The organism is Rhodococcus sp. C26F (assembly GCF_053345925.1).
Window position 1 is genome coordinate 1 of the sequence record NZ_JBKFBA010000048.1, and the last position, 19,830, is coordinate 19,830.

23 protein-coding genes are annotated in these 19,830 nt (G+C 68.7%); 4 read left to right on the forward strand and 19 right to left on the reverse strand.

Translation table 11 applies throughout. From position 1 onward, the window contains the following. Window positions 1–98 precede the first annotated feature (98 nt). The 5 genes from ACLBYD_RS27135 to ACLBYD_RS27155 all read right to left on the reverse strand — a co-directional run bounded on the left by ACLBYD_RS27135 (window position 99) and on the right by ACLBYD_RS27155 (window position 1,519). Complete coding sequence (locus ACLBYD_RS27135; RefSeq protein WP_447818865.1) at window positions 99–356, reverse strand: hypothetical protein; 258 nt, start codon at window positions 354–356, stop codon at window positions 99–101. Between the two features lie 193 nt (window positions 357–549). Next, the gene (locus ACLBYD_RS27140; protein ID WP_447818866.1) at window positions 550–762 is read right to left on the reverse strand and encodes a hypothetical protein; all 213 of its coding nucleotides are present in this window, start codon (window positions 760–762) and stop codon (window positions 550–552) included. Then, window positions 759–1,103, reverse strand: coding sequence for a hypothetical protein (locus tag ACLBYD_RS27145; protein WP_447818867.1), 345 nt, complete (start codon window positions 1,101–1,103; stop codon window positions 759–761). The genes ACLBYD_RS27140 and ACLBYD_RS27145 overlap by 4 nt, the downstream gene beginning before the upstream one ends. 42 nt (window positions 1,104–1,145) lie before the next feature. Next, window positions 1,146–1,292 (reverse strand): hypothetical protein, encoded by a 147-nt coding sequence (locus ACLBYD_RS27150; protein WP_447818868.1) that lies wholly within the window; start codon window positions 1,290–1,292, stop codon window positions 1,146–1,148. Further along, window positions 1,289–1,519 carry a helix-turn-helix domain-containing protein gene (locus ACLBYD_RS27155; RefSeq protein ID WP_447818869.1) on the reverse strand — a complete coding sequence of 77 codons (231 nt, stop codon included), beginning with the start codon at window positions 1,517–1,519 and terminating at the stop codon, window positions 1,289–1,291. Before ACLBYD_RS27155 ends, ACLBYD_RS27150 begins: the two co-directional genes overlap by 4 nt. 129 nt (window positions 1,520–1,648) lie before the next feature. Between ACLBYD_RS27155 and ACLBYD_RS27160 the strand changes: the two genes are divergently transcribed. Beyond that, entirely contained in the window at window positions 1,649–1,906 is a 258-nt protein-coding gene (locus ACLBYD_RS27160) for a helix-turn-helix domain-containing protein (RefSeq protein WP_447818870.1), read from the forward strand. A gap of 185 nt (window positions 1,907–2,091) precedes the next feature. On the opposite strand, the gene ACLBYD_RS27165 is transcribed toward ACLBYD_RS27160, so the two are convergent. The 14 genes from ACLBYD_RS27165 to ACLBYD_RS27230 all read right to left on the reverse strand — a co-directional run bounded on the left by ACLBYD_RS27165 (window position 2,092) and on the right by ACLBYD_RS27230 (window position 15,752). Then, window positions 2,092–3,471 (reverse strand): recombinase family protein, encoded by a 1,380-nt coding sequence (locus tag ACLBYD_RS27165; RefSeq protein ID WP_447818871.1) that lies wholly within the window; start codon window positions 3,469–3,471, stop codon window positions 2,092–2,094. Between the two features lie 5 nt (window positions 3,472–3,476). Beyond that, window positions 3,477–4,307, reverse strand: coding sequence for a ComEC/Rec2 family competence protein (locus ACLBYD_RS27170; RefSeq protein WP_447818872.1), 831 nt, complete (start codon window positions 4,305–4,307; stop codon window positions 3,477–3,479). Continuing rightward, window positions 4,304–5,140, reverse strand: coding sequence for a ComEA family DNA-binding protein (locus ACLBYD_RS27175; protein ID WP_447818873.1), 837 nt, complete (start codon window positions 5,138–5,140; stop codon window positions 4,304–4,306). Before ACLBYD_RS27175 ends, ACLBYD_RS27170 begins: the two co-directional genes overlap by 4 nt. Before the next feature lie 145 nt (window positions 5,141–5,285). Continuing rightward, window positions 5,286–6,125 (reverse strand): DegV family protein, encoded by an 840-nt coding sequence (locus ACLBYD_RS27180; protein WP_447818874.1) that lies wholly within the window; start codon window positions 6,123–6,125, stop codon window positions 5,286–5,288. Between the two features lie 5 nt (window positions 6,126–6,130). Next, complete coding sequence (octT, locus tag ACLBYD_RS27185) at window positions 6,131–6,913, reverse strand: diglucosylglycerate octanoyltransferase (RefSeq protein WP_447818875.1); 783 nt, start codon at window positions 6,911–6,913, stop codon at window positions 6,131–6,133. Then, complete coding sequence (locus ACLBYD_RS27190) at window positions 6,900–7,478, reverse strand: histidine phosphatase family protein (RefSeq protein WP_447818888.1); 579 nt, start codon at window positions 7,476–7,478, stop codon at window positions 6,900–6,902. The genes octT and ACLBYD_RS27190 overlap by 14 nt, the downstream gene beginning before the upstream one ends. A gap of 89 nt (window positions 7,479–7,567) precedes the next feature. Then, the gene (rsfS, locus tag ACLBYD_RS27195) at window positions 7,568–7,975 is read right to left on the reverse strand and encodes a ribosome silencing factor (RefSeq protein WP_016694085.1); all 408 of its coding nucleotides are present in this window, start codon (window positions 7,973–7,975) and stop codon (window positions 7,568–7,570) included. After that, on the reverse strand, window positions 7,972–8,685 hold the full coding sequence (gene nadD / locus ACLBYD_RS27200) for a nicotinate-nucleotide adenylyltransferase (RefSeq protein ID WP_225623578.1): 714 nt from the start codon (window positions 8,683–8,685) through the stop codon (window positions 7,972–7,974). Before nadD ends, rsfS begins: the two co-directional genes overlap by 4 nt. Before the next feature lie 19 nt (window positions 8,686–8,704). Beyond that, entirely contained in the window at window positions 8,705–10,150 is a 1,446-nt protein-coding gene (locus tag ACLBYD_RS27205) for a vWA domain-containing protein (protein ID WP_447818876.1), read from the reverse strand. A gap of 1 nt (window position 10,151) precedes the next feature. After that, window positions 10,152–11,048: an AAA family ATPase gene (locus ACLBYD_RS27210; protein WP_423660208.1), complete on the reverse strand. Its 897-nt coding sequence runs from the start codon at window positions 11,046–11,048 to the stop codon at window positions 10,152–10,154. A gap of 29 nt (window positions 11,049–11,077) precedes the next feature. Further along, a complete protein-coding gene (locus ACLBYD_RS27215) occupies window positions 11,078–12,361 on the reverse strand; it encodes a glutamate-5-semialdehyde dehydrogenase (protein ID WP_159417967.1) in 1,284 nt (427 codons plus the stop codon). Window positions 12,362–12,409: 48 nt separating this feature from the next. Next, the gene (locus ACLBYD_RS27220; RefSeq protein ID WP_447818877.1) at window positions 12,410–13,516 is read right to left on the reverse strand and encodes a D-alanine--D-alanine ligase family protein; all 1,107 of its coding nucleotides are present in this window, start codon (window positions 13,514–13,516) and stop codon (window positions 12,410–12,412) included. 98 nt (window positions 13,517–13,614) lie between these two features. Beyond that, window positions 13,615–14,748, reverse strand: coding sequence for a cystathionine gamma-lyase (locus tag ACLBYD_RS27225; RefSeq protein ID WP_447818878.1), 1,134 nt, complete (start codon window positions 14,746–14,748; stop codon window positions 13,615–13,617). Between the two features lie 5 nt (window positions 14,749–14,753). Beyond that, window positions 14,754–15,752, reverse strand: a complete 999-nt coding sequence (locus ACLBYD_RS27230) for an NAD(P)H-dependent glycerol-3-phosphate dehydrogenase (RefSeq protein ID WP_447818879.1) — start codon at window positions 15,750–15,752, stop codon at window positions 14,754–14,756. A gap of 240 nt (window positions 15,753–15,992) precedes the next feature. Here ACLBYD_RS27230 and cofC point away from each other — a divergent pair, with 240 nt between their 5' ends. From cofC to ACLBYD_RS27245, 3 genes are all read left to right on the forward strand, one after another. Continuing rightward, window positions 15,993–16,694, forward strand: a complete 702-nt coding sequence (gene cofC / locus ACLBYD_RS27235) for a 2-phospho-L-lactate guanylyltransferase (RefSeq protein WP_447818880.1) — start codon at window positions 15,993–15,995, stop codon at window positions 16,692–16,694. After that, on the forward strand, window positions 16,691–18,877 hold the full coding sequence (locus tag ACLBYD_RS27240; RefSeq protein WP_447818881.1) for an RNA degradosome polyphosphate kinase: 2,187 nt from the start codon (window positions 16,691–16,693) through the stop codon (window positions 18,875–18,877). The genes cofC and ACLBYD_RS27240 overlap by 4 nt, the downstream gene beginning before the upstream one ends. Window positions 18,878–18,890: 13 nt before the next feature. After that, window positions 18,891–19,830: NUDIX hydrolase (locus ACLBYD_RS27245; protein WP_447818882.1), on the forward strand; the 940-nt coding region annotated here is incomplete at its 3' end.

A 19,830-nucleotide genomic window follows, 5' to 3' on the forward strand; every position in this document is an offset into this window, starting at 1 on the left:
CGATCGGATGCGGTCGACGACGACGGAGGCCGGGACATCCGACGGAACCTCGATCGGGTATCCGCCGGCGTCCTGACGCTTCTTCTCGAGTCCGTGGCTCACCGGTCGCTCCCCTGCTTCGGCTCATCGAGGATCGTGGCGACGAGTGCGGTCGCGATTTCCATGCGGGTTTCGCGGCTCAGCGAGCTTGCGGTGTCTACACGCACGCCGCCTTCGACGTCGCGAGTGATGGCTGCAGTTTCATCGCTCGAGAACCAAGGCAGGGTGATCGGAGGGCAGTGCAGGATGGCGTACTGCGGTCCGAGTTCGTTTGCTACAGCGCGAAGGTCGTTGTCGGTGAGGTCGTTCGTCGTCATGATGATCGGCTTCCGAGGTAGGCGGCTGCGTTGTTCCAGGCTTCGGTCTTTCCGCGCGACGCGGACTTGCCGAGGGTCGCGAGGACAGGCCGGCGCAGGTGGTCCGGCAAACGCTTCCAGCACTCGGAGCACGCGAACGTGTTCGAATGCAGGACTCTGTGCGGGTGTCCGGGGCACCTGCGCCGGCGGGCGCTCACTTCGTGGTCTCCGCGGTGTTGCGGATCTGCACGGGCATGTCGAGGGATTCGACGGTGCAGGGGGTGTTGCCACGCCACAGTCGGCCGGGCCGGTCGCCGATGGTGAAGACGCGACCGGAGTCGAGTTCGACGAATCGGGTGCCTTTGGCGAGGTGCCAGAGGATCCGGCTGTCGAAGATGACCGGTTCGGCCGTGTCGTTGGTGATCATGCGATCGCCGTCGCTTCGAGCAGGTTGTTCAACCACACGATGGCGCCGATGCTTGCAGCGAGTGCCGCACACCAGAGGGCGGATTCGGCTTTGCTGGCCTTTGTCTCGACAACGAGGTCATCTGCGGTCGTGTCGTGTGTGGGGACGTCGCGGACCTCGACGATCTGAGCGTCGATCGTGGCGGGCCGCGGAGCGATGTCCACGGGGAGCGTGCGGAAGTGGTGGTCGAGCTCGTCGCGCGTGGGGATCGTGCGGAAGTGTTCGGCAAACTCGTCAAAGATCGGAGTGTCGGCCGGTTCGAGCACGGCGACGGTGTTGCAGGTAGTGTGGGTGTTCGACATCGGGTTCCTTTTCTGCGGTGTCGTTGGCCGTCAGCTGGTGGATCAGCTGGCGGCTTTTTCTTGGATGGTTTCCTCATTGGCCTGCCGCGCGTAGAGCGTGAGGAGTTCGATTGCCTTGTTAGGCAATGGCTTTCCCCATCTGGCGCGACCGATTTCCCGGCCCCGATCGGCGATTTCGTCTGGTGTCATCGGGGTTCGGGTGGCCTCTCTTCCACCGCCAGCGATCCGGCGGGGATACCGAGGTGGTCGGCGATCACGACGAGGTCGGTGCCTTTGAACTCGCGCCGTCCGGCGATTCGGTGCCGGAGGTACGCGAGCGAGATTCCAGTTGCTTCGCTGAGTTCCTGGAGCGTGGAGCCGGACGACCGGATCGCGGCTGTGACGCGATCGGCAATACGGGGGCATGATGAGACCATATGGAGACTGTAGCTGCCATTTGGATACACAGCAATGCCAAACAGAGACATTGGGCATAACGGCCCCGTTACCCGTCAGTACGACCGCTCTGTTGCACTATGTATCCGTTTGGACCTATTGTGCTCCGCATGGACACACGACAGCAGGAACATCTTGCGCGGATCCGTAGTGCGTTCGCCGCAGAGATGCGGGCAGCACGTGCACGGCGTGGTGTGACGCAATCCGAGCTCGCAAAGAGCGCCGGCATGTCACGAGCGACCATTGCCCGGCTAGAAGCCGGAGAACGGTCGATGGATATGTCGCAGCTGTTTCAGCTATGTGAGGCGCTTGAGGTCGACGCCGGAGAGATCCTGAACGCTGTCCAGCGTCAGGCAGCGGAAAAGTAGCTCGGAGGCCTTCATGCCCCGACTGTCCGCGTGGGCCACAAACTCGTCCACGCGGACTCGGTGGAGCAACCCGAGCCTTTCGGTTCTTCCGCCCATTCTGATAACCCTCCCCGGCTATGTTCGAATGTATGTTCGACAAACTATGGGTTCACGTTACATACCCTTTATGTGCTCCACTTAACATTTCAAACGTCGGATGCGTCGATCCATTCGATCGACACAGAATCCGGATTGAACTTGCCACTCTTCGCACCTGTGGGCAGTAACCGCACTCGCACCAGCGCGCGAATGAGGTCCCTCTTCTGCTCCAGTGTGTACGACTCCCACCGCTGACGAGCATTCGGCCCCACGGTGTCGACGACGATCGGCGCCACCGCGGCCCTCCTGGCCCGCGCTTTTGCATCGGCGATCTGCTTGAGCAGACGGGCCTCCATCCGCTGAAACGACCGCACCGAGATCTTCTCGTCAGCACACTCGTCCGCCAGCTTGTCCAGCCGCGCCTGCAGCACCTGTGCCTCCCCGATCTGCTGCTTCGGAACTCCTGCCATCGAACGCACTGCGTCAACCAGGCTGGGATCCTCGAGTCCTGAGATCACCGCCTCGGTCACGAGTAGATCCGTCGACGCCTTCGACCGCGACACATGGAAGCCCTCACGACAGACGTACGTCTCTCGACCGCGGTCCTTGAGCCGGAACACGCTGCCTTCACAGACACCGCACGTCGCGATGCCCGTGAGGAGATGCTTCGGGGCGCTTCCCCTGGCCACAGTCCGGGTCGGGTCGTCGAGCAGCGTCGTCAGCGCCAGGTGTTCCTCCTCTGTGAAGATCGGCTCCCACGTGCCGGGCACGACGGTGCCCTTGTGGACGCGTTGGCCGGCATACGTCGGGGACTTGAGCAACCGGGTCAGGGTGCGGTGCGACCACTGCTTGTCGGTGGGCCCGAGGATCTCGCGGGCGTTGAGGTCGCGGTACACCGATCGCACCGATTCGCCGGCGAGCACGCGACGAGCTGCATCGCGCAGCACTGCGGCTTCGGCCTCATCGATGACACGGTCGACGATCGCCCCAGTCTTCTCGTCCCGGACCGCCCGGTAGCCGAACGGAATCTTCCCGTGCGGTTTTCCGGCGGCGACGTTGGCGTTCAGCGCGCGCAGCACGCGACCTCGCGCGCGCTCGACCTCTTCCTCGGCGAGCAGTGCGTCGAGACCGGTGCGGAACCTCCCCGAACCGGTCGACAGGTCGTGAATGGTCCCGGAGTAGCACCACGGGACGCCCCGCTCGGCACAGAGGTCTCGGAGTTCGACGTAGGCCTTCAGGTCACGCTGCCCACGCGATGCTTCCCAGAGGACCAGGACGCGACCGGGGTGCAGGACCTCTTTCAGCCGGTCGTAGGCCGGCCGATTACCCTTCGAGTGCCTGGAGGCGCCGACGTCGTTGTCCGAGAGGACCTCGATGACGGGCCAGCCGTGAGCCTCACACGCTGCGCGACAATCCGCTTCCTGCTCCTCGACCGAACGTCCTTTGGCACGGTCAGAGGAGACGCGTGTGTAGATCACTGCTTCCATGATCGTCACACTAGCGGGCAGACACCTGCTAATGTGCATCTGTCCCCGGACACGGCCGTCAGGTGCGTCAGTCCGGCAACCCGGAAGTCCTCGCGCACCTCGTCGGTCAACGCCGTGGTGTCCCCCACCACGAGACCGGGCAGCAAGCCGGCCCGGTCGGCGGGAAGCACCGCGGAACTCACCTGCGCGAGACGGTGGCGCACCGTGCCCGCCCACCGCTGCCACACCGGGGGCGGGCCGACGGCCGTGGGTGCGTTCTCCGCGCGGAGCACCGCCACCGTGGTGCCCGGTCCGGTATGCGGCGCGACCCGCACGCGTGCGGTGACCGACTGCCCGGGCAGGAGATCGCCCCACGAATCGGCCGGTGCGAACACCACCACCGATCCCCCGGTCTCCATGGATCGTCCACCGACCGTCACGAGCTCGAGCCGTGCCGGAAGGCGTACCCGGGGTGTGTCGTCGAAGGCCGCGGCCCGGATGCGGCGCGGATCGTCGGTGGGGACGAGAACGACGCCGGCCCATGCTCCCCTTTCCGCTGCGGAGGCGATCGGGTGCTGGTCGGCGGCCCACATCCGGAGACCGGCGGCCGGCCCGAATCCCGCGACGACGGCCAGTGCGGCGAGGAGGATCCGCGCACCTCCGCGGGGGATGCGACCGGTCGCGACGAGACGGACCGTCACAGCACACCCGACGACGGCCGCGACCGCCACGACGGTGACGATCCGCCATCCCGTGTACAACCCGAGAAGCGTCACACCCCACGCGGCCAGCGCGCACGGCACCAACCTGGCGTCGAGAACCGTTGCAGGATCGGACCTGTTGTTCCGGACGGTCACACCGTCACCAGTTCACGCAGCCTGGCCAGTCGCGCCGGTCCGATCCCGTCGACCTCACCGAGTTGTTCGACGTCCGTGAACGGTCCGTTGGTGTCGCGCCACGAGACGATCGCCGCGGCCGTCACGGGACCGACTCCCGGCAGCGCGTCCAGCGCGGTCTCGTCGGCGGTGTTGAGATCCACCAACCCGCCTGCCTCCGGTGGAGCATCGCCCGGTGTCTGCGCCCCCACGATTCCACTGGCCTGCGGAACAGGTTGGGGCGGGGCGATTCCCACGACGATCTGGTCACCGTCGGCGACCCGCCGGGCCAGATTCAAGCCGATGAGGTCGGCACCGTCGACGGCACCGCCGGCAGCGTCGAGCGCATCGGCCACACGGGATCCTGCCGGCAGCCGCACGAGTCCGGGCCGTGTCACCGCACCCACGACGCTGACGACGAACTCGGCGGAATCCGGTTGTGCCGTGTCCGTCTCCTTCGTGGCGGACGGCTCTGCGGTGTCCACGACTTCGACCCTCGGCAGCGGCGGTACCGGTTCGGGGACCGGCCGGTCGCGCCACACGACGACGAGCGCCACTGCGGCGGCGAGCACTCCGATCGCGGCGAGAGCAGCGGTTCCCCGTCGTCCCGTGTCCCATCGCGCAGCGGTCAGCCGATCGACGAATCGTTCCCGGCCGGAACTGCTGTGGACAGGTTCGTCGTCGTCCGGATCCGCCCAGAGGTGGTCGTTCGTCGACGCGCCGTCGGTCCAGGGCGGTTCCGCGGGCATCGCCGAGGAACGTGTGATCGCGCCGAGGCGGGTGCGCGCGAGATCACGGTGGTCACTGCTCGCCATGCCGCGACGCTAACCTCGTCCGCGACCGCCGGATTCGGTGTCCGCGCCGATCCGGCCGGGGTTGTGGATGACCCGCACTCCTGTGGATGAATGCCCGGATCGGGCCTCCACCGGCATGATCCGGGCCGGGAGGTGGTGTAGGTGGTCAGTCCTCGGAGACACCGGTCGCCGCGGACGCGACGACCACACCGACCGCGCCCGGTCCGACGTGCGCGCCGAGGACCGCGTCGAGTTCGGACACGACGATCTCGGTACCCTCCGGAAGGCGTTGCGCGAGCTGATCGGCGAGACTGCGTGCCCGTTCGGGTGCCCCGCGGTGGTGCACCGCGACGAGCGGTTCGTCGCCGACGTCGGTTGCGGCTCCGTCGACGAGTTTGGCCATCGCCTTCGTCATCGTGCGGGTCTTCTCCCGCAGGACGAGCTTGCCGTCGGAGATGTGCAGCACGGGTTTCATCGCGAGCGCGGTACCCAACAGCGCGGTGGCCGTGCCGATCCGGCCACCGCGACGCAGGTGGTCGAGCCGGTCGACGACGAGCAGGGTCCGGGCGGACGCCGCGACCTCCACGGCCCGCTCGTACACCCGCGCCAGATCGGCTCCGGCCCGGGCGGCGCGCACCGCTTCGAGCACGGCAAAACCCGAACCCATGGCGGTGTTCCGCGAGTCGACGAGCCGGATCCGGTCGCCCAGCGATTCGGCGGCGTGCCGGGCGGCGTCCCACGTCCCGGACAGCACACGCGAGAGGTGCACGGCGACGACGCCGTCTCCCCCGCTGGCCTCGAGCGCCTCGGTGTAGGCGTCGGTCAGTTCGGCGGGCGAGGGCCCGGAGGTGGTCACGGTCGACAGGTCCTCCGGCAACTCGTCGACGCCCTCGCGGAGGTCGCGTCCGCCCGCGATGATGTGCAGTGGCACAACACGGATGTCGTACCGACGGACCAGTTCGGGGTCGATACAACTCGACGAATCTGTGACGACGACGACGGACACGACGCCTACCGTAGGCCCTCCACCGGGACTTCCGCATCCCGATGCACGATCCGGACAGCGTCACCGACCGCGGCGGCGACGCGGCGGTGTCCTTCCCAACCCCAGTGGATCCCGTCGGGATTCGCGTCGTCGGAGAAGACGTTCTCCCGCACCGCTTCGGCGAGATCGACGAGGGGAACCGACTTCTCGGCCGCCCAACGGGTGATCGCGCGTGCAGCGGGGAGCCGGCCGGCATGCACCGACCGGTACTGCTCGCTGCGGTGCACCGACGGCAGGGTGCCGATGACCGGCAGATCGGGGCGCATGTATGCCAGTGCGTCCCTGATCGTTTCGAGGTACTCGACACTGACCCGGGGCGGGAGCGCCACCGGGCGACCGAGCGGCGACAGTCGCGGCTGCAACCACCCGTAGGCGTTACGTGCCGCGCGACGCAGGGCCGGCGGGCGGATGTAGCGCAGGCCTTCCCGCAGTGCGGTGGGCAGCGGGGACGGCAGGGTGTCCATCCCGCCCACGGCCAGGACGACGGCTCCCGCGTGCGGGATCGCGGCCCACACCCGCGGGTCCTGGGTCATCGCCCACCACGCGTCGCGTGTGGTCCACCCGATCCGGGCGACGAGTTCGACGTCCCAGCCGAGTTCGGCCGCGACCAGATTGGGCCAGATCTGCGGATGGTCGGCGGGCAGGCCGCCCTTCGGGCCGTAGTAGCTCAGCGAGTCGCCGATCACCAGCAGGACCGGGCGCCGCGGGGCGGCGTCGGTCTCGACCGGCGTCGGATCAGAGGACGTCATCGGGCGCCACCGTGGCCGACGCGTTCCACACGTCGAGGCGCCAGGACGGCACCTCTCCGTATCCGCTGAGCTGCACCCAGCCGGTGTTCCCGAGACCGCCGAGGACGGGCCACCGGTCGACCGGCAGGTCGAGCAGGGCCGCGGTGAGCGCGGCGATCAGGCCCCCGTGCGCGACCAGCACGATGGGCCGATCGTTCCAGTCCTCGTACTTGTCGAGCAGTTCGCCGACGACGGCGATGCTGCGCCGCGCCACGTCGATGCGGTTCTCGCCTCCCGGCGGTGCCCAGGTCGCGTCGGCGCGCCACGCGCTGCGTGCGCCCGGAGCCACGGCGTCGACCTCGGTGTGGGTCAGGCCCTGCCATTCGCCGAGATGCGTCTCGCGCAGCCGCGTGTCGATCGCGACCGGCAGACCGATGCGGTCACCGAGCGCGGTGGCGGTGTCGTAGGAGCGGCGCAGATCGGACGAGACGATGGCGAGCGGATCGAACCGGGCGATCACGTCGGCGACGGCGAGCGCCTGCCGGCGGCCGAGTTCGGACAGATCGGTGTCGAGCTGCCCCTGCATCCGCCGCGTGGCGTTGTACTCGGTCTGGCCGTGGCGCAGCAGCACCAGCTGCCGCACCCGCGGGCTCTGCGCACCCTCCTCCGGACGACTCACACGTCCTCCGGCGAGTCGGCGGCGTCGATCGCCGAACGGGGGCCACCCACACCGTCGACCTCGATGGTCGGGCAGTCCTTCCACAGGCGGTCGAGAGCGTAGAAGTTGCGCTCGTCCTCGTGCTGGATGTGCACCACGACGTCGACGTAGTCGAGCAGGGTCCACCGTCCTTCGCGGGTGCCCTCGCGGCGGACCGGCTTGTGGCCGGCCAGGCGCAGCTTCTCCTCGACGTTGTCGACGATGGCGTTGACCTGACGCTCGTTGGGCGCGGACGCGATGACGAAGCAGTCGGTGATCACCAGCTGCTCGGACACGTCGAGCACCACGACGTCGGTGGCGAGTTTCTCGTCGGCGGCCAGGGCTGCGATTCGGGCCATCTCCGTGGCTTCTGCCGTTGCGCTCACTGCGTGCTCTTTCTCTCGATGGTGCCGGGGGTGTTTCCGTCGAACACCGGGACGGGATCTCCGTCGAGGTGCGTATTCGTGCGGTAGAGCCGGCGTTTGCTGATGTACTGCACCACTCCGTCGGGCACCAGATACCAGACGGGACGGTTCTCGCGGGCCCTCCTGCGGCAGTCCGTGGAGGAGATCGCCAGTGCCGGGATCTCCACCAGGCTCACCGCCTCGGCCGGGAGATCGTCCAGATGCGGTGCCAGATGTTCGGCGTGCAGGTCGTATCCGGGCCGGGACACCCCGACGAAGCGGGCGAGGTCGAACAGAGTCTGCCAGTCCTGCCAGGACAGGATCGATCCCAGGGCGTCCGCGCCGGTGATGAAGTACAGATCCGCGTCGGGATACTGCTCGCTGAGATCGCGCAGGGTGTCGACGGTGTAGGTGGGTTTGCGTCGATCGATGTCGACGCGGCTGACGGAGAACCGCGGGTTGGATGCGGTCGCGATCACCGTCATCAGGTAACGGTCCTCGGCGGGGCTGACGTCGCGCCCGGTCTTCTGCCAGGGTTGCCCGGTGGGCACGAAGATCACTTCGTCCAGGTCGAAGCTCGCGGCGACCTCACTGGCCGCCACGAGGTGTCCGTGATGGATCGGGTCGAACGTTCCACCCATGACGCCCAGGCGGCGCCTGGGGGCCGAGGGCCGATCCGTTGGCTGATGCACGGTTGTCCAGCTTACGGGTTCACACGGGGAGCAGACTCGCCACCACCGTTGCGAGCTGCTGCGCCGACCGGCACTCGTGCATCGTGACGACCTCGCTGTAGACCCTGGCGGCCGAATCCCCCGAACCCCATTGTCCCTTCGGCTCGGGATTGAGCCAGTGCGCGTGCCGTGCGACGGACACGAGATGTTCGAGGTCTTCGAGGTTCGGATTGCGGTAGTTCGTGCGACCGTCCCCGAGGATCAGCAGGGAGCTGCGGCTGGTGAGGGCGTGCGCGTGGTTCTCGGCGAAGCTGCCGAGGGCGTGTCCGTAGTCGGAGTGACCGTCGTAGGTGATCAGCTCCGCTTGCTTCAGCATCCGCGACATGGACTCACCCAGATCGGACCCCGCGTTGAAATAGTGCGTGACCTCGTCGGCGGTGTCGATGAACGCGAACACGCGCACGCGGGAGAACTGTTCGCGCAAGGCGTGCACGAGCAGCAACGTGAAGTGGGAGAAGCCGGCGACGGAACCGGAGACGTCGCAGAGCACGACGAGCTCGGGACGCGCCGGACGGGGCTTGCGGTTGACCAGATCGATGGGCACACCACCGGTGGACATGGACTTGCGCAGGGTGCGCCGCAGGTCGATGGCGCCGGCACGAGCGCGCCGGCGGCGCGCGGCGAGACGGCTCGCGAGCAGACGTGCGAGCGGCATGACGCTGCGGCGCAGGGCCACGAGTTCCGCGTCGGACGCGCGCAGGAAGTCGACTTCCTCGGCGAGCTTGGGCACCCCGTACTTCTCGACGCGTTCGCGGCCGAGCTGTTCGGCGGTGCGCCGGCGGGTCTCCCGTTCGACCATCGCCCGGAAATCGGCGATGCGCTGGGCGGCGGTGCGCCGCGCGACCTCGCTCTCGTAGGCGGCGTCGTCGCGTTCCTCGCGGGTGCTGTTGCCGAGCAGTCCCTCGAGGATCTTCGTGAGCAGGGTGTCCGGGGAGACGTCGCGCAGCGCCTGGTAGGCCGAGAAGGAGGGACCGTTCGACGATGCGTACTGGCCGAGTTCCTCGACGATGGCGGAGACGAGCATCTCGGAGGCCTCGAGTGCCTCCGGCGACTCGTCGGACAGCAACTCGGCGATGAGGTCGCGCAGGGCCTCGAAGTCGACCTCCCCCGTGGGGGTGCGCGGGATGCTCACCTGCGGGCCGGTGGCCTCGCGACGTCCGATCGCGGGTGGGAACCACAGGTCGAACAGGGCGTCGAAGGTCGGGCGGTGCGTGGACCGGCGGAGCAGGGTGCACGCGAGACCTTCGCGGAGGGCCTCCCGATCGAGGAGATCGAGCACCGTCATGACCCGTCCGGCGTCGACCGTCTCGGACGGCCCGACCGCGATGCCGCGGCGACGCAGCGCCTCGACGAATCCGACCAGGTGCCCGGGCAGTCCGTGCGGTGCCGGGGGCGCCCCGGATCCGGGAAGGTGCGCGGCGACCATGTCAGTTCAACCGGAGCTCGGCGGCAGCGCGGATCTGGTCGGACTGGTGCTTGAGGATCACGCCGAGCGTGCTGCGCAGCGCGGTGTCGTCGAGGGTGTCGAGTCCCAGCGCGAGCAGGGTGCGGCCCCAGTCGATCGTCTCGGCCACCGAGGGCACCTTCTTGAGCTGCATGCCGCGCAGCACGCGGACGGTGCGCACGAGCTGGTCGGCGAGCGCGTCGGGCAGATCGGGGACCCGGCTGGCGAGGATGCGCCGTTCGAGGTCGGCATCGGGGAAGTCCAGGTGCAGGAACAGGCACCGGCGTTTGAGCGCTTCGGACAACTCGCGGGTGGCGTTCGAGGTGAGCACCGCGAACGGCTTGCGGGTGGCCCGGATGGTGCCGAGCTCGGGCACCGTGACCGCGAAGTCGCTGAGCACCTCGAGCAGCAGGCCTTCGATCTCCACGTCGGCCTTGTCGACCTCGTCGACGAGCAGCACGGTCGGATCCTCGCGGCGGATCGCGGTGAGCAGCGGCCGCGACAGCAGGAACTCCTCGGAGAAGACGTCCTCCTTGGTGCGGTCCCACGACTCGCCCGCAGCGGCGGTCGCCCCTGCCGACTGGATGCGCAGGATCTGCTTGGCGTGGTTCCACTCGTACAGCGCGCGGGACTCGTCGACGCCCTCGTAGCACTGCAGGCGCACGAGTTCGGCCTCGGAGGTCTCGGCGACGGCGCGGGCAAGTTCGGTCTTGCCCACGCCCGCGGGTCCCTCGATCAGCAACGGCTTGCCGAGGCGATCGGCGAGGAACACCGCGGTCGCGGTGGACTTGTCGGCAAGATAGCCGGTACCGGCCAGACGATCGACGACGTCCTGGACGTCCGCGAAGATCGGCGGGGTGGCGGGCAGCGCACGATCCACGCTGGTTCCTTTCGTCGGGCCGGTCTCGATCAGGCGGGGCGGGTGTGGCCGTCGCCCCACACCACCCACTTCGTCGACGTCAGTTCGGGCAGACCCATCGGGCCGCGAGCGTGCAGCTTCTGGGTGGAGATGCCGATCTCCGCGCCGAATCCGAACTGCTCGCCGTCCGTGAACGCCGTCGAAGCGTTGACCATAACGGCTGCGGCGTCCACGCGCGTCGTGAACTCCCGCGCAGCGGCGAGGTCCGAGGTGACGATCGCCTCGGTGTGGCCGGTGCCGTAACGGTCGATGTGGTCGACGGCCGCGTCGAGGTCGTCGACCACCGCGAGGGCGACGTCGAGCGAGAGGTACTCGTCGGACCAGTCCTGGTCGGTCGCGGGCACGAGGCCGGGCAGGTCGCCGTGGACCGTCACGCTGTGTTGCTGGAATGCCTGCAGGAGCTTCGGGACGGCGGTGTCGGCGATCGCCTTGTCGACGAGGATCGTCTCGGCGGTGTTGCACACGCTGGGCCGGCGGGTCTTCGCGTTGATCACGATCTTCTCCGCCATCTCCAGATCGGCCGCGGAGTGGACGTAGACGTGGCAGTTGCCGGTGCCCGTCTCGATCGTGGGGACGGTCGCGTCGCGCACCACCGCGGCGATCAGACCGGCGCCACCGCGCGGGATCACGACGTCGACCAGGCCGCGGGCCTGGATCAGATGCGTGACCGACGAGCGGTCGGCGCTCGGCAGCAGCTGCACGGCGTCGGCGGGGATGCCCCGGCTCTCGAGCGAGGCGCGCAGCACGTCGACGAGCGCGGCGTTGGAGCGGGCCGCGGACGACGAACCGCGCAGCAGCGCGGCGTTGCCGGACTTCAGGGCGAGACCGAAGGCGTCGACCGTGACGTTGGGCCGTGCTTCGTAGACCATGCCGACCACGCCGAGCGGGACGCGCACCTGGCGCAGCTCGAGACCGTTCGGCAGCGTCGAGCCGCGGACCACGCCGCCGATCGGGTCGGGCAGTCCGGCCACCTGGCGCAGGCCGGCGGCGATCCCGTCGATCCGGGCGGAGGTCAGGCGCAGCCGGTCGAGGATGGCCTCTTCGGTGCCACCGGCGCGGGCGGCCTCGATGTCCTCCGCGTTCGCGGCGAGGACGGTGTCGGCGGCGGCGAGCAGAGCGTCGGCCGCGGCGTGCAGAGCCGCGTCCTTCTCGGTGGTGGTGAGCAACGCGAGACGACGCGAAGCCACGCGGGCGCGACGCGCGGCCTCGTGGACGGCCTCACGGGTGTCCGTGCCGGCGTCGGTCGCAGCTGAGTCGGGGGTCACGGCAGTCATGTATCCAGCCTAGTCGGGTCCTGATGGAAGCCGACAGGCCGTGTGCCGTCAGCGCAGGCCGGTCCCCCGCGCGAGCGCCGTCTCCACCAGGATCGACAGCAGCTCGGCGTACTCCACGCCGGTGGCCTCCCACATCCGCGGGTACATCGAGATCGACGTGAAACCGGGCATCGTGTTGATCTCGTTGATCACCGGCCCGTCCTCGGTGACGAAGAAGTCGACGCGGGACAGACCGTGGCAGTCGAGGGCCCGGAACGCCCGGACCGCGAGCTCGCGGATCCGGTCGGAGGTCTCCTCGTCGAGCTTGGCCGGGACGTCGAACTCGCAGACGTCGTCGAGGTACTTCGTGTCGAAGTCGTAGAACGCCTCGTGGTCGCCGGAGGTGTCGGGCATGCGGATCTCGGCGACGACACTCGCGCGGACGTCGCCGTCCGGGAACTCGAGCACGCCGCACTCCACCTCGCGGCCGATGATCGCGGACTCGACGATGACCTTGGGATCGTGCTGCCGGGCCTTCGCGACGGCGTCGTCGAAGGCGGCCCAGTCGGCCACGCGGCTGATGCCGATCGACGATCCGCCGCGGGCGGGCTTGACGAAGACGGGCAGGCCGAGGCGGTTCTTCTGCTCCTCGGTGAGGGTCGCGGTGCCGGGACGCAGGACGACCTGGAAGCCGACGGGGAGGCCTTCGGCCGCGAGCAGCTTCTTGGTGAACTCCTTGTCCATACCGGCGGCACTGGCGAGGACGCCGGGACCGACGTACGGGATGTCCGCGAGTTCGAGCAGACCTTGGATGGTGCCGTCCTCGCCGTAGGCGCCGTGCAGGACCGGGAAGACCACGTCGACCGAAGCGAGCACCCGGCCGTAGGAGCCCTCGTCGAGGGCGACGATGTCGCCGCCGCGGGTGGGATCCGCGGTGAGCACGAGATCGGAGCCGTCACCGGCGACGACGGGCAGTTCGCGACCGGCCGCGGCGAGGCCGGCGGGGTCCGCGTCGCCGAGGACCCATGCGCCCTCGGGAGTGATGCCGATGGGCACGACCTCGTACTTCTCCGGATCCAGGTTGCGCAGGATGCTCCCTGCCGAAATGCAGGAGACGGAATGTTCGTTGCTGCGACCACCGAAGACGACGGCCACCCGGGTTCGGGGCGTACTCACGTGTCGAACGGTACCGGTTGGCGATCTCCGCGTGACGGGCGAGTCCTGCGCGGGTGGGATCGGATACCCTGCTATGTCTCCGACGGCCCCGGTCTCCCTCAGTGCAGTGTCGTCTCCCTCAGCGCCGCGTCGAGATCGGCGAGCAGATCCGCGGTGTCCTCGATTCCACACGACAACCGCACGAATCCCTCCGGCACCGCATCGCCCCAGCGTGCGCGACGATCCGCTGTCGTGTGGATACCGCCGAAACTGGTGGCGGATGCGACGAGCGTGGCCGCGCGGACGAAGCGGTGCACCTCGTCGCGGCCGGGCAGCCGGAAGGTGACGAGGGGGCCGAAGCGGCTCATCTGGCCGGCCGCCACGGCGTGGGCGGGGTCGCCGGCGAGTCCGGGATAGCGGACGTCCGTGACGGCGGGGTGCTCGAGCAGCATCCCTGCGACGGCGAGCGCGTTGGCGCACTGCCGTTCGAAGCGCAGTCCGGCGGTGCCGAGGCTGCGGTGCGCGAGCCAGGTCTCGAAGGGTCCCAGCACAGTTCCCGACAGCAGTCGTTCCCGGTCGATCGCGGGCAGCAGTTCGGGATCGGCGACGGCGATGTACCCGAACAACAGATCACTGTGTCCGCTGAGCGATTTCGTTCCGCTGGCCACCACGACGTCGGCGCCGAGGTCGAGGGGCAGCTGGCCCAGGGGTGTGGCGGTGGTGTTGTCGACGAGCAGCAGCGCGTCGGAGACGTCGCACGCGGTCGCGATCGCGCGCAGGTCGACGGTGTCGAGGCCTGGATTCGACGGGGTCTCGACCAGTACGACGGAATTGTCGGGAGCGGTCACCAGAACGTCGGTCAGGGTGCCGTCACCGAACTCCGCGACCGACATCTCGACGACCTTCACTCCGTGCGGCGCCAGGAATTCCTGCGCGTACGCACGCACCTGGTAGTAACCGTCGCAGGGGACGACGACCGTGCCGCCCGGGGTCACGAGCGATCGCAGGGCGACCGTGATCGCCGACATTCCCGAGCCGACGACGCGAGCGGCCGAGGCGTGCTCGAGTTCCGCGAGCGCCGATTCGAGTGCGCGCCAGCCGGGATTCGAGGCACGTGCATAGGTGTCGACGTCGTCGCGTTCGTCCTCCCCGAGAAGATACGGCGCGGCGAAGACCGGCCCGGTCTGCAGTGGAGAGCCCGGAACACCCTCGTGTGCAACCGCCTTCACACAACGTGTCGAATCGCCCGTCATGCCGCTCATTCCGGCTTGATCCGGCGCCCGAGCAGCTGCCCGATCGCGTCCGGCACCGACATGCCTTCGTGGCACACGCGGTGCACGGCGTCGGTGAGCGGCATCTCGACGTCGTAGCTCGCTGCGAGGGCGCGGACCGAGGTGCACGACTTGACCCCTTCGGCCACCTGACCGTGGGTGGCCTCCTGTGCGCTCTCGAGCGACTCGCCGCGGCCGAGGCGTTCGCCGAACGAACGGTTGCGGGACAGCGGGGACGTGCACGTGGCGACGAGATCGCCGACGCCGGCGAGGCCGGCGAGCGTGGCCGGCTTGGCTCCGAGGGCGGTTCCGAGCCGGGTGATCTCGGCGAGACCGCGGGTGATGATGCTCGCGACGGTGTTCTCACCGAGCCCGACCCCGGCGGCCATGCCGCACGCGAGGGCAATGACGTTCTTGCAGGCGCCGCCGATCTCGCAGCCGATGACGTCGGAGTTCGTATACGGACGGAAATACTTTGTGGCGCAGGATTTCTGGATCTCCATGGCGCGGGTGGAGTCGGGGCACGCGATGACGGTCGCGGCGGGTTGCCCCTCGGCGATCTCGCGGGCGAGGTTGGGTCCGGACAGCACGGCGATGCGATTCTGCTCGGCGCCGGTGACCTGACCGATCACCTGGCTCATGCGCATCAGGGTGCCACTCTCGATTCCCTTGGCGAGACTGAGAAGTGTGACCTCCGGTCCGATATCCGCCGTCCACGCCTCGAGATTGGTGCGCAGGGTCTGGCTCGGGACGGCGAGGACCACGAAATCGGCGCCCTTGACGGCCACCCGGTGATCGGCCGTCGCCTTCAGCGAGTGCGGCAGTTGCACACCGGGCAGATAGTCGGAGTTCTCGTGTCGCTCCGCGATGCCGCGCGCCACTTCTTCGCGCCGCGCCCAGATCGTCACGTCCGTTCCGGCGTCCGCCAGCACCTTGGCGTACGCCGTCCCCCACGAACCCGCGCCCAGAACTGCTGCTGTGGTCACGCGATCCTCACTCTCGTCCGATGCCCGGCACCCACCGGTCGCGATCGGCCCGGAGCGGGCGGTCGCGACCGGTTCGGTCCGGGCTGTCACCACCCACGGTCGCACCCAGTATCGCGCAGGCGCCACCGACGCCGCGCCGGGTCGGAGGACGGACCGCCCACGACGCGGGTCGCATCGGCGGTCGTGTGGTTCGTCACCTCGGGCGATCGTGCGGTCGATCGCTGATGGCACAATCGAGCAATGCCCGCGACGCACGTGCTCGTTCCCGTCAAGGCCCTCGGCCTGGCGAAGTCGCGGCTCTCGCACGTCCTCGACCCGGCAGCACGGGAATCACTGGTGCTTGCGATGCTGCAGGACACCGTGACGGCGGCGCTGTCCGCCGGAGACGTGACGGTCACCGTCGTCACCGCCGACGAGCGGGTCGCGGCCGCGGCGCTGGACTGCGGCGCGGACGTCCTCCCCGATCCGGTGCGTCCCGACTCCCCCGACCCACTGAACTCCGCACTGCTCGCAGCGGCCCGCCGGGCGCGGGAGCACGCACCCGGCGCCGAACTCGTGGCGTTGCAGGCCGACCTTCCGTCCCTGCGGCCCGAGGAATTCGTGCTCGCACGCGAGACTGCGCGGCGGACCGGAACGGCCGTGGTCGTCGACCACACGGCGAGCGGTACGACGGCGTTGCTGCACTGCGTGAGCGGCACCCTGCCGCCACTGTCGTTCGGTCCGGGATCGGCCGGTCGCCACATCGATGCCGGTGCGTACCCGGTACCGGACGCCCTCCCCGGACTGCGACTCGATGTGGACACACCGGACGATCTCGCCGCCGCACTGCGACTCGGCGTCGGACCGGCCACCGCGGCCGTGCTCGACACGGTCGAGTTCCCGCTGCGCCACCGGTGCGACAGCGCTGCAGGGAGCCGTCGCTCTGCAACAATGAACTGGTGACCAACGGCGATTCCCCCGATCCCACGAGTTCCGAGCACGCGGCACCATCCNGACCCGCCGGTCGCGTGGCGACCGCCACCAGCGCCCCTCCGGCCGCGACGGGACTGCAGTCGAGGACCGATCACGACAACACGCTTCCCGTCGACCGCTATCTCAACCGCGAACAGAGCTGGCTCGATTTCAACGCCCGCGTTCTCGCGCTCGCGGAGGACACCTCGCAGCCGTTGCTCGAACGCGCCAAGTTCCTCGCGATCTTCGCGTCGAATCTCGACGAGTTCTACATGGTGCGGGTCGCCGGGCTGAAACGTCGCGCCGAGACGGGGTTGTCGGTCCGGTCCGCGGACGGACTGACCCCGCGCGCCCAGCTCGCGCTCATCGCGTCGAGCACGCGCGAACTCGCCGGTCGCCACGCGCAGGTCTTCCTCGACTCGGTCATGCCCGCCCTGGCGGCCGAAGGCATCTCGATCATCCGATGGGCGGATCTGACGGAGGACGAACGCCGACGACTGACACAGTATTTCGCCGACCAGGTCTTCCCGGTCCTGACACCGCTCGCGGTCGATCCCGCACACCCTTTCCCTTACATCAGCGGCCTGTCCCTCAACCTCGCTGTCACGGTCAAGGATTCGCAATCGTCCGGTGAACACTTCGCGCGCGTGAAGGTGCCCGACAACGTCGAACGGTTCGTCCGGGTCGATCGCGCGGGTTCGTCGCACGGACTGCCGGCCTTCCTCCCGCTCGAGGAGCTGATCGCCGCCCATCTCGACGTGTTGTTCCCGGGCATGGAGATCGTCGAGCACCACGCATTCCGCGTCACCCGCAACGCCGACTTCGAGGTCGAGGAGGACCGCGACGAGGATCTCCTTCAAGCCCTCGAACGCGAACTCGCCCGGCGGCGCTTCGGATCTCCCGTGCGGCTCGAGGTGTCGGACGACATGACCGAGCACATGCTCGACCTCCTGTTGCGCGAACTCGACGTCGATCGGGTGGACGTCGTCCAGTTGCCCGGGCTGCTCGATCTGTCGTCGCTGTGGCAGGTGCACGCCGTCGACCGACCGGATCTGAAGGACGCCCCCTTCGTGCCGGCGACCCATCCCGCCTTCGGCGAGCGAGAGACACCGAAGAGCGTGTTCTCCACCCTGCGCGAGGGCGACATCCTCGTCCACCACCCGTACGACTCGTTCTCCACGAGCGTGCAACGGTTCATCGAGCAGGCCGCCGCCGACAGCCAGGTCCTCGCGATCAAGCAGACGCTGTACCGGACGTCGGGCGACTCCCCCATCGTCAACGCCCTGATCGCCGCTGCCGAAGCGGGCAAGCAGGTCGTCGCGCTCGTGGAGATCAAGGCACGCTTCGACGAGCAGGCCAACATCAAGTGGGCGCGCAAGCTCGAACAGGCCGGTGTCCACGTCGTATACGGACTCGTAGGTCTGAAGACACACTGCAAGACCTGTCTGGTCGTGCGGCGCGAGGGTTCGATGATCCGCCGCTACTGCCACATCGGCACCGGCAACTACAACCCGAAGACCGCCCGTCTCTACGAGGACGTCGGCCTGCTCACGTCGTCACCCGAGATCGGCGCCGACCTCACCGACCTGTTCAACACCCTCACCGGATACTCCCGGAAGGCGCAGTACCGCAATCTGCTCGTCGCACCGCACGGAGTCCGCAAGGGCATCATCGAACGCGTCGAGCGTGAGATCGAGCACCACGCGGCCGGTCGCCCCAGCGGGATCCGGCTCAAGGCCAACGCCCTCGTCGACGAGCAGGTGATCGACGCGCTCTACCGCGCGTCGCGGGCGGGGGTGCGGACCGAGGTGGTCGTGCGCGGGATCTGTGCCCTCAAGCCGGGCGTGCCCGGCCTGAGCGAGAACATCACGGTGCGCTCGATTCTGGGGCGGTTCCTCGAACATTCGCGGTTGTTCCATTTCCGGGGCAGCGACGAGTACTGGATCGGCAGCGCCGACATGATGCACCGGAACCTCGACCGTCGCGTCGAGGTGATGGTGCAGGTGAAGAACACCCGGCTCGCAGCGCAGTTGGACGGCATCTTCGATTCCGCGCTCGACCCGGTCACCCGCTGCTGGATTCTCGAGGGCGACGGCACCTGGACGGCGTCCCCCGAGCCGGGAACCGCTGCCCGCGACCACCAGGTCGAACTCATGCGTAGCCGTGCGTCCTGAGGTGGAGGGAAAGTTGACCGAATCACGCGACAAGCCCGTGAAGGCCAACATCTTCGCGGCGGGCGCCGTCCTGTGGCGTCCTGTCGACGAGAACGCTCCGGACGATGCGCAGGTCGCGCTCGTGCATCGCCCGCGCTACGACGACTGGTCCTTTCCGAAGGGCAAGCTCGACGCGGGTGAGACGGCCGTGGTTGCCGCGGTGCGGGAGATCGAGGAGGAGACCGGATTCCGCTCCGCGCTCGGCAGTAGTCTCGGGAAGGTCGTCTACCCCGTTCCGGGTCACCGCAAACTCAAGCGGGTGGACTACTGGGCTGCGCGGTGCCTCGACGGGCAGTTCGCGCCCAATGACGAGGTTGACGAATTGCGTTGGGTGTCCCCCGAAGAGGCATTCGATCTGTTGTCCTATCCGATGGACCGCAGTGTCCTGCGCCGGTTCCGCCGGGTGCCGCTGGACACGACCACGGCGCTGATCGTGCGGCACGCCAAGGCGGGTAGTCGGAAGAAGTACAAGGGCGACGACCGTTACCGGCCCCTCGATGCGTCCGGACGGGCACAGGCCGAGGCGCTCGTTCCGCAGTTGACGGCGTTCGGCGGCGACAGCGTGGTGTCCGCCGACCGCACGCGGTGCATCGCGACGGTCGAACCCTTCGCCTCCCGGCACGGGCTCGAGATCGCCATCGAGCCGGCCCTGTCGGAGGAGGAGTACCGCGCCGATCCCGACCGCGGCCGCAAGCGGGCGCTGGAGATCGCGTCCGGTCCCGGTACTCCCGTGATCTCCAGTCAGGGCAAGGTGATCCCGCCGCTCCTGGAGTGGTGGGCCGAGCGCGACGGTCTCGTGCTGCCTCCGGCGCGGAACCGGAAGGCGAGCATGTGGGTGTTGTCGCTGCGCGGCGACCGTCTCGTCGCGGCCGACCACCTCGACAGCCCTCTTCCCACGGGCCGTCCGCCGGCGG

Bases quoted from the DNA above. Each gene is read 5' to 3' on its own strand.
- ACLBYD_RS27135 (WP_447818865.1), bottom strand. From the start codon at position 356: ATGACGACGAACGACCTCACCGACAACGACCTTCGCGCTGTAGCAAAC.
- ACLBYD_RS27140 (WP_447818866.1), bottom strand. From the start codon at position 762: ATGATCACCAACGACACGGCCGAACCGGTCATCTTCGACAGCCGGATC.
- ACLBYD_RS27145 (WP_447818867.1), bottom strand. From the start codon at position 1,103: ATGTCGAACACCCACACTACCTGCAACACCGTCGCCGTGCTCGAACCG.
- ACLBYD_RS27150 (WP_447818868.1), bottom strand. From the start codon at position 1,292: ATGACACCAGACGAAATCGCCGATCGGGGCCGGGAAATCGGTCGCGCC.
- ACLBYD_RS27155 (WP_447818869.1), bottom strand. From the start codon at position 1,519: ATGGTCTCATCATGCCCCCGTATTGCCGATCGCGTCACAGCCGCGATC.
- ACLBYD_RS27160 (WP_447818870.1), top strand. From the start codon at position 1,649: ATGGACACACGACAGCAGGAACATCTTGCGCGGATCCGTAGTGCGTTC.
- ACLBYD_RS27165 (WP_447818871.1), bottom strand. From the start codon at position 3,471: ATGGAAGCAGTGATCTACACACGCGTCTCCTCTGACCGTGCCAAAGGA.
- ACLBYD_RS27175 (WP_447818873.1), bottom strand. From the start codon at position 5,140: ATGGCGAGCAGTGACCACCGTGATCTCGCGCGCACCCGCCTCGGCGCG.
- octT (WP_447818875.1), bottom strand. From the start codon at position 6,913: ATGACGTCCTCTGATCCGACGCCGGTCGAGACCGACGCCGCCCCGCGG.
- ACLBYD_RS27190 (WP_447818888.1), bottom strand. From the start codon at position 7,478: ATGCAGGGGCAGCTCGACACCGATCTGTCCGAACTCGGCCGCCGGCAG.
- ACLBYD_RS27205 (WP_447818876.1), bottom strand. From the start codon at position 10,150: ATGGTCGCCGCGCACCTTCCCGGATCCGGGGCGCCCCCGGCACCGCAC.
- ACLBYD_RS27215 (WP_159417967.1), bottom strand. From the start codon at position 12,361: ATGACTGCCGTGACCCCCGACTCAGCTGCGACCGACGCCGGCACGGAC.
- ACLBYD_RS27225 (WP_447818878.1), bottom strand. From the start codon at position 14,748: ATGACGGGCGATTCGACACGTTGTGTGAAGGCGGTTGCACACGAGGGT.
- cofC (WP_447818880.1), top strand. From the start codon at position 15,993: ATGCCCGCGACGCACGTGCTCGTTCCCGTCAAGGCCCTCGGCCTGGCG.